Below are 8,812 nucleotides of genomic sequence, written 5' to 3'. Positions count from 1 at the left end.
CTGAGCTATGGAAGCATTTAAATAAAAGAGAATTCAAAAGAACGCTGTTCCCTTTTTGCGAGTGCAAATATAGAACGGTTTTTTTGAATTCTCAAATTTTTTACTGACTTTTTTTATCTTTTTTTTCTACGCCATCTCTTTTTTCTTGATTAGTAGCTTTTTAGCAGTATCAACGCATAGGTCTAAACTTTCTTCAAAACTTGTAGTCGTCTTCTTTACTACGATATCATCTCCCGGAACCGCCAATATAACCTCGGCCGTTTTGTTTGCTTTATCCGAGTTGTTTTCTACTTTTAAAAATATTTTACACTCTACAATTTTGTCATAAAATGTATCCAATTTGCTCACTTTTTTTTCAATGTGTGATTCTAGTGGTTCGTGTGGAGTTAAACCAATTGATTGTACTGTGATCTTCATAATTCTTCTTTTTTAGACGCTCTTGGATGAGCCTGATTAAACACTTTTTTCAATTGTTCTATATTAGCATTCGTATAGACTTGAGTACTGGCAAGACTGGAATGTCCTAATATTTTTTTTACTTTAGAGATCTCCGCCCCATTATCCAAAACGTGTGTAGCAAAGCTATGACGAAGGATGTGAGGACTTCTTTTTTCTTTTGTTGTTATAAGACTAAGGTACTTATTAACTACCACATAAACAAATTTTTCAGAGAGTTTTTTGCCTTTCGCATTAACAAAAAAATAAGCTTCATAATCAACCTGTGGTTTGCGTATATCTAAGTAACTTTTCAACAGATTCGACAATTCTTTTGAAATAGGAACTACTCGTTCTTTATTCCCTTTTCCAATAATTTTTAATTCGTCTCCGTCTAGATTAACATTCTCAAAGATCATACCACAAAGCTCTGCTTTACGAATTCCTGTTTGGTATAAAACCTCCATAATACATTTTTCCAACACATTATCCATTTGACTGAATACCGTATCGCTAAATACCTGCATTTCTTCTTTAGAGATAGGAATTTGCTTTTCGGCATAAAATTTCAAGGAAGAGATACTATCGGTAGGAGAAACTTTAATTTCCCCTATTTTAAGAAGAAAAAGATAAAAGCTGCGTAATGAAGATAATTTCCTGTTAATACTTCTTTTAGAAATATCGTTTTCACTTAATTCTACAATAAAGTTTCTAATGATTTTTTTGTCTGCTTTGGAAATATCTTCGGAAGATTCTGTTTTAAGATAGAAATGAGAAAAGTCTTCCAGGTCTTTTTTATAGCTTGTAATGGTATGAGGAGAATACCTCTTTTCAAATTGTAAGTAGTCTAAAAATTTGTTCAGCATCATTTAGGTATAAAAACAAAAATTCACTCTTTAAATATAACTATTTAAAGAGTGAATTTAGTATGTGTTTAAGAAAATATCTTAAGCCTGTTCTTCCTTGCTAAGATTTCTTTGCTTGTGAGCAGCTTTCAATCTAGCTTGTCTTAAAGTTACAGAAGGCTTAATAAACGCTTGTCTAGCTCTTAATTGACGAACTGTCCCCGTTTTATCAAATTTTCTTTTATATTTTTTTAATGCTCTGTCGATAGACTCTCCGTCTTTTACTGGAATTATTAACATATATTACATCTCATTTTGGATTGCAAAAATATACATTTTTTATTAAACTACAAAACATTCAATCGTATATAATTCAATATTAATTTTCAAACATTGAAACAACTCTTTATTGACGGTCATTTACACTCATAATTATTTTTGACCCGACTCCCCTCTCAACAATTCATTTCATCAATTATATTTTAAAAAGTCATCAACAATATTAATGTTATTTAAACAAATTGGTTATCTTTGCACACACTTTATTTATGGGGTTGACTGGTTTCGACAGCAAGGTCAATGGATAAGTAAGCATGCAGAGAACCGTAGCGCGATCTCTATAATCCCTTGCTACAAAATTTTAACTGGCAACGAAGAGTTCGCTCTTGCAGCTTAATATCGAAGTATAGTAGATCAAGCGTTTCCCCGAAGACTTTAGTAAGGGAGCAAGATATTCCACAAATGCTCTGTTCTGCGGCGTTTGATCCTGGGATATAGGAATGCGGAAATAAGGTTTTAGACGCTTTGGCTAAAACTCGAAAACCTCAGAAGATAAGCTGGAAGTTGGGTGTCTACTCTCTGCCTCCAGTCGAAAACCAATAGTAGAATAAGCATGTAGAAAGCTTATGTATTGCTTGTTTGGACGAGGGTTCGAATCCCTCCAACTCCACTTTTTAAGCTAAAGAGAAGATGTAAATTATTTATTTTCAAATAATTACATTTTCTCTTTTTTACTTTTGTACCCAAAGTTGTACCCGAATTTTTGAAATGTACTTTTTTAAATCTGTTTGAATTTAATTAAACTTATTTGAATTTTAAAGCACAAAGGGTTTTATAACATTACAAATATACTACGATTTAAAATAATACCCTCCACTAGAATAATAATCATACATTAGATTTCGTGTTGTACTTTCCCAATCGATATGAATATAATTTGGTAAAGTTTCTGGTATGTCTTCCTCCAAAATATATTGCGCAAAAGTTTCATCGTCTGAATATTTACCCATATAATAATTAATCACACCGTCATAAAGGTTGTTAAAATCCATCTTTCCAATACAATCAACATAAGCTTCAAAAACTTCAAGATCATAGCCAGAATCATTTATTTGCTTAGCTATTTCGTATATGTCTTCAGATAGATGGCACTCACTAATTAATCCAAGTTTTTCAAACAAATCACAGTATTCGTAGTCTTGAAACATAAATTCAGAGGCGAATTCATCTTTGTGAAGCTCTTTCATTGCTTCAATTAGTTCGTCATAATCTGAATAATCAGCTAAATTAAGCCATTTTCCGTAAAGGCTTCTATTGTTGTACTTCTGATACGTTCCTACATAGATACTGCAAGAATCCAGACAATTTTGTAAATTTGTCATGTCGATAATTTTTAGTGTAATTAAAATTTATTGATGTTGCCTATCGTGTTCGTAGCACTTTAGGCATTTTTATATATTGTTTTGAGAATCTATACAGAAAAAAGAACTTGAAACAGCTCTTTGATATATTAATAAAGTCAATATCCATGCCAATTGACAGAGATTTCAACTTTATAATTAAAGTTTTTAAAATATTTTTAAACACAAACCGCCACAAATAAAAACTGTCAAAAAAAATATCAATAAAACATATCGTTTGCAGAGTATAGCCAGTAGAAATGTAAGTGGAAAATAAAAACAGATCCACAAAAACCAAATAAAATAAAATCTCCTTTTGAGAAAAAGTTTGACAGTTGGTGGGGGGAGATAAAAATTTCTTTGACTTGATGGCGGGAGTAAGAACAAAGTGGGTTGAGTCTTTACACTCAAAATATTTTTTGGTGTTAAATTGTTGTAAATTCTACTATAAAGAGTAGATTCATTTTTTCTAACTTAAAGTAATTAAGCCTATAAGCCCAAAAGACACACCCCTTTATCTTATTATGTAAAAAATAACAATAGCCCTCAATAACTTGGGGCTATTTATAAATTCTGAAATAAATAAATGGTATTCTAAATAAAAAATCTATACTATCTAATCATGCCAAGTATTGCATTTTCTAACTCATCCCCTTCCTTTGTAAAACATTGTACATGACAATTATACTTTTTCACAGTCTCTTGTAAATCATCGAGTGTTTCACCTCCAGAATAGTAAATTAACATTACTTGAGCATGTTCTGGTGTATTATCTAAAATTTCAATTAGTTCATCACCTGTAATTGTACCAAGATCATGGTCAATCATAATGATATCAGGATCTACCATCATTAAATCCTGCTCGATACTGTCACCATTTAATCTGTGACGTATTACTAAATCCCTTCCTTTTGCTTTTACTTTTGGCTGTAAATTATACTCAAATGAATCTTTATATTGCTGATCATCCTCATACATTAAAATTGTAAAATCCATATTATCCGTTTTTTATAGTTAATTATTTTTTCCAAATGTTATTATAAACTCCGCTCCATTAGTATAATCTTTATTTAGCTCTAATTTAGCATTCATTTTTTCTAATATTTCTTCTAGGTGTGTCAATCCCAAACCAGAACCATCAGTAGTTGTAAAACCATATTCAAATATTTTTTCCTGAAGTTCTTTAGGAACTCCAATTCCATTATCTCTAAATTTCAATAATAAAGTTTCAGCATCTATACTTTCAAATTCAACCTCAATTTTACCTTTGAAATCATTACTTAATTGCTTTAATTTTTTTGCAGATATTGCCTTCTTTGAATTACTTATCAAATTATCCAAGATTATGGTAATTTCAAGAGGTTTAAATTTAGTTACAAAATCTTTCAAATTATTATCATATACAACAAAATCAATACTAGAACCTAAAAATGGTTTAGAAATATTTATTAGATATTCTTCAATAAAAGATTTCAAATCTAAATATGAATCTTTGGATTCCACTTTGAAATTAGCCTTTGTTGCAAATTTAGAGATTGAGTAAATCTTATTTAATTCAAAATTTAGATTAGAAAAAACGTCTTTCAACTGTTTATTTGAAATTTCAATATTATTATCTAATCTATATACAGTCCCTTTAATATAATTTTGGATTGTCCCAGTTGAAATACCGATTAAATGCATAAGATTTACAATATCATCAAAATCTTGTGATTTAACCGATTTTAAAAAAAGATTTTGAGATCTAGTCTCATGAAGTTCAGTTTTTGCTTTGTGTGCTTCAGCTTTAGCCTTTTCAGCATCTCTTTTAGCTTTAGCTATCTCATCCTTTGCAAAGTTTGCCTCATCAATTGCTTTTTTCGATTTTTCCTCAGCAACTTTTTTCCTCAGCTCAGCCTCCTCTAAATCTTTTCTAAGCTTTAATATTATATTTGCCTGTTCTTGATTTTGGTTTTTATAAAGCTGTAATTGCAAAATACCTTTTGACGTAGCTTCATTTACATTATATCGGTTTAAATTGTTTAATTCCTTCTCTAATTCTTTATCTTGTTCCGCTTTTCTTAAAAGAATCTTATTTAATGAATCGATGTCTATTTTATGCTTTTCAAAATCCTCTAAAATTCTTTCAAACTCTTTTTCAGAATTTTCTTTTTCAATTTGTATTTTTTCAATTATAAGATCTTGATTTATATATATTTCAAGCACCGTATCTGCACGAGCATTAATAATATTATGAATACTTTCATAAACCCTACGTCTTTTTACATCTTCTTCCTCTCTAAAAATCAAATCACCTTCTTTTGTTTCTCCAGAAATAATTTTCTTCTCTATATCAGAAATTTTATGATCTAATGGAATACTATCCCAATCAAGACCATCAACAACATATCTTTCTAATCTACGAAGTGTTTTAAAAAAATAACTTTTGTTATCTTCCCTAAGAGTTAAAGCTTTATAATTTTCATTTCTAACGATACCTTCTCGACTTGAAACAATTTGAAAATCATTATTATTATCTAAAATCTCAATTCGCCCAACAAATTCTCTCAAACCAATAAATCTTGCAAAACCTTGAGCTTTTCTTTGATCAATTCCTAACCAATCATTTCCAACCTCACCATATGGAGAAACCCTAAAACCATTTATAAACAAAAAAATAGAACCATAATCAACAGATCTTATTCCTGTTTGTTTAGTAAAAAATGCTTTTGCGTATGGATTAAGATAATATAAAGTTATAGCAGCATTCTTTATTAAAGGAAAGTATTCATTCAGCTCCTTGATCCAAAAAATAGTTTCCCCTTTATCTTTTAATTCAGTATAAATAACTTTCCCGTCTTCAATAATTGAACTTTCAATACTTGTGCTTTGAAAATCCAATTTTTCAAAGATTGTATTCTCTACAGATCCTAAAAACTTTTCATGATTTGGAAGTAAGTCATTCTCATATTCAAATTCTGGTGCAGATATAACAATTCCAAAGTCATTTTTTTCAAATGCCTGATTGGGATTGATAAGTTTTTCTAAGTATTTTTTTAAGTTGGTAAATTTTTCAGTATCCCAAACTAAATTACCTTCTTTATTAGTCGAAGGATAAACCCACTGACTCCTTAACTTTATAACTTCTAAAACAACACCGTGATCTGAGATTTCAAAATCTAATGCATCAATTTCATTCTTACTTAGATAAGTATAATCTAAAATTATTTCATTAATTTCCTTTCCAATATCATTAACCTCAAATAATTTCCAGTCAATGCTCAATTTTAAAAACTCATTATCATCATTTGTCTTAGTATATAGATTTAAATATTCTCCCAAGCGGTCACAAGAAAATCTTCCCACTCCCTTCGCTCCCGCCATCATTCTGTTATATTGATGATTATTTTCTTTTTTTTCGGAATAAGCTATATTTAACCACTTATTTTGAATATCGGTAAAGTTCATACCAACTCCATTGTCTTCAATAATAATTCTTGAAGTATTTTCCGAAAATTCTTCAATGATTAAATCATCATTGTCCTTCAAATTCTTAAATGTAACTTTAACTTTTTTAGCATCAGCATCAAACGCATTCTTAACTAATTCTAAAATTGCAATATTATCATCATTAATAAGATCTTTTCCAATGATGTTTTTAATCTGAATATTTGTTTTAAAGTGTAATTTCTCTTTGCTCATTTGGTATTAGTAATTTTTTTAATGAAATACCAGCCTGTTCTGCAAAAAGAGGGGGTATTGCATTTCCGATTTGAGAATATCTTGGTACATCTTTAATCCTTAATTTTCCTCCAGTTGTATATTTTCCTTGGAAAGCATACCAATCTGGAAAAGATTGTAGCCGTGCATATTCTCTAACAGTTAAAATACGTGGCTCACTATAATGAATATAATCATCAGGCAATGTAGTTATTGTAGGACTTCTATCTTCTTTAGAAAGCGGTATTATAGTATGCTTTTTTATATTGTATCTAAGTCTAATTTCATTAGAAATATCATAATTTCTTCTATTTGTTGTCAGTTCAAGAATATTTTTAAACTTTAAGATTGTTGATTCTTGATGTTTTGCAAATCTATGGCTGTTAGGTATAGAATCTTTTACATTTTTCCTGATATATTTTTGATAATTTGATTTTGGCAAACCATACTTCACAGATTTAAATCCAGGAGAATCTGGACATTCAACAAATTCATTTTTTTGAGATAAATCAGAAATTGCATCTTCCACAGAATTTAATAAGTTCAGTTTTTTAGACTTTAAGAATGAAAACTTATTACTTTCTAATTCATTGAAAAAACTGTCTACTAAATCTTGTGAAGAATTTTTAACATCTTTTTTTACTCCGACCAAAATAAATCTTGTCCGTTTTTGTGGAACACCAAATTCCGCAAAATTGACAAGCTGACCTCTCACATAATAACCAAGCTCCTTTAAGCTATCTAATACTATCTTTGAGTAAGCAATACCTTTCTCTTTATTTTTTTTAAACTCCATAGTAAAACCCCTTACATTCTCAAAAAATATTAAATCTGGCTGTACTAAATCAACAAATTTTATGTATGAATTAATTAAAGTATTTCTCTCATCAGATTCATTTCTTCGTCCCGCCATCGAAAACCCTTGACATGGTGGTCCTCCTGCAATTAAATTGATAGTACCTCGGAGACCTTTTAAATTTTCTGAATAATTTTCAATAATTTCGTTTATATCATGCTCCTTCACTGGCAGCCAATCAGGCCATTCAAAATGGTTTTTCTTTTTCAGTAAATTATATTCAAGCGTTTTAAATGCATCAGCATTTTTTTCAATTGCAAAAACACCCTTCCATTGAGAAAAATGAAGCCCTAAAGAAAGACCTCCGCAACCACAAAATAAATCTATATAATTAAAATTATTCATAAACTTACAAAATAAATAAAAAAATCTTTTCTTACAATATTAATTTTAAACAACACAACTTATTGATTTCTAATTAATTGTATTTCATTTCTCAAAATTTCAAACATATTTTTTATTTCAAAATGTTCTGAAGTTTGTGTTTCGAACTCTTTAGTATTAATACTTCCTCCAAATTCCCATACTTCCAAAACATCTTTCCAATTAATTTCATATGGTTTATAAAAAGTATTATCAGATTTCAAAACATCATTCAATCCACCTTCTTTTAAGTATCTTTTATACAGAATACCATCTCCTGTTATAAAAATGTATGTTTTACCAGACTTTAAATCTTCTTTTTTTTCAACATATTTTCCTATAATATAACTGCCATTATTATAGGGTGGCATAGAGTCACCCTCAACAGGAAACGCTCTATATTTACCATTCCTTAAAAATGGTAAAGACATATGTTGTAAATTTTCAATATATTCAGGATCACTATATCCTACCAAATACCCCATCTTTCCTCTATGTGGTACAATTTCAATTTTGTTTTCATTATTTTCTCCCACTTTAATCGGAAGAACGATTCTATTATCTGGCAGATTTGTGATATTGTCAATTGAATACTTTCTTATATCAACAGCTACTAATAAATCAATACTTATTTTGAAGTATGATGAAAGTCTAATCAATATTTCGATAGGAGGCTCTGATCTTCCATCTTCATAAGAAACATATCTCGCACGAGTCATTATAAGTGCGTCAGCAATCTTTTGTTGAGATACGCCTTTTTTTGCTCTCAAACACCTGATATTATCTGAAAAAATTGACATTGTTACAGTTTGTAACAACAAAAATACAAAAAAAGTTACAGTTTGTAACAATTTTATTTTCATCAAATAGAATATTTATACATGAAATAAGAAGTGTAATACCTATAAGAATGGCTTTAAGGTTTTGTCCAGAGG

8 protein-coding genes and 1 other RNA gene are annotated in these 8,812 nt (G+C 29.5%); 1 reads left to right on the top strand and 8 read right to left on the bottom strand.

From position 1 onward, the window contains the following. Positions 1-126: 126 nt before the first annotated feature. The 3 genes from RM51_RS03625 to rpsU all read right to left on the bottom strand — a co-directional run bounded on the left by RM51_RS03625 (position 127) and on the right by rpsU (position 1,580). Positions 127-417 (bottom strand): HPF/RaiA family ribosome-associated protein, encoded by a 291-nt coding sequence (locus RM51_RS03625; protein WP_039365235.1) that lies wholly within the window; start codon positions 415-417, stop codon positions 127-129. Continuing rightward, entirely contained in the window at positions 414-1,301 is an 888-nt protein-coding gene (locus RM51_RS03620; RefSeq protein ID WP_039365289.1) for a tyrosine-type recombinase/integrase, read from the bottom strand. Before RM51_RS03620 ends, RM51_RS03625 begins: the two co-directional genes overlap by 4 nt. 81 nt (positions 1,302-1,382) lie before the next feature. Next, positions 1,383-1,580: a 30S ribosomal protein S21 gene (gene rpsU / locus RM51_RS03615; protein ID WP_039365233.1), complete on the bottom strand. Its 198-nt coding sequence runs from the start codon at positions 1,578-1,580 to the stop codon at positions 1,383-1,385. Positions 1,581-1,830: 250 nt separating this feature from the next. On the opposite strand from rpsU, the gene ssrA reads away from it, so the two are divergent. Next, positions 1,831-2,232: a transfer-messenger RNA gene (gene ssrA / locus RM51_RS19265) on the top strand. A gap of 178 nt (positions 2,233-2,410) precedes the next feature. Here ssrA and RM51_RS03610 read toward each other — a convergent pair. From RM51_RS03610 to RM51_RS03590, 5 genes are all read right to left on the bottom strand, one after another. Further along, positions 2,411-2,941, bottom strand: coding sequence for an antirestriction protein ArdA (locus RM51_RS03610; protein WP_052248383.1), 531 nt, complete (start codon positions 2,939-2,941; stop codon positions 2,411-2,413). 630 nt (positions 2,942-3,571) lie between these two features. After that, positions 3,572-3,955 (bottom strand): beta/alpha barrel domain-containing protein, encoded by a 384-nt coding sequence (locus RM51_RS03605; protein ID WP_039365232.1) that lies wholly within the window; start codon positions 3,953-3,955, stop codon positions 3,572-3,574. Positions 3,956-3,973: 18 nt separating this feature from the next. Next, complete coding sequence (locus RM51_RS03600; RefSeq protein WP_039365230.1) at positions 3,974-6,640, bottom strand: ATP-binding protein; 2,667 nt, start codon at positions 6,638-6,640, stop codon at positions 3,974-3,976. Beyond that, positions 6,615-7,859, bottom strand: a complete 1,245-nt coding sequence (locus tag RM51_RS03595) for a DNA cytosine methyltransferase (RefSeq protein ID WP_039365228.1) — start codon at positions 7,857-7,859, stop codon at positions 6,615-6,617. The genes RM51_RS03600 and RM51_RS03595 overlap by 26 nt, the downstream gene beginning before the upstream one ends. 59 nt (positions 7,860-7,918) lie before the next feature. Then, a complete protein-coding gene (locus RM51_RS03590) occupies positions 7,919-8,677 on the bottom strand; it encodes an XRE family transcriptional regulator (RefSeq protein WP_039365226.1) in 759 nt (252 codons plus the stop codon). Positions 8,678-8,812 lie beyond the last annotated feature (135 nt).

Origin of the sequence: Chryseobacterium taiwanense, from assembly GCF_000813825.1 — a bacterium.
Lineage (GTDB): Bacteria > Bacteroidota > Bacteroidia > Flavobacteriales > Weeksellaceae > Chryseobacterium > Chryseobacterium taiwanense.
This window is presented reverse-complemented; position numbering and strand designations above follow the sequence as displayed.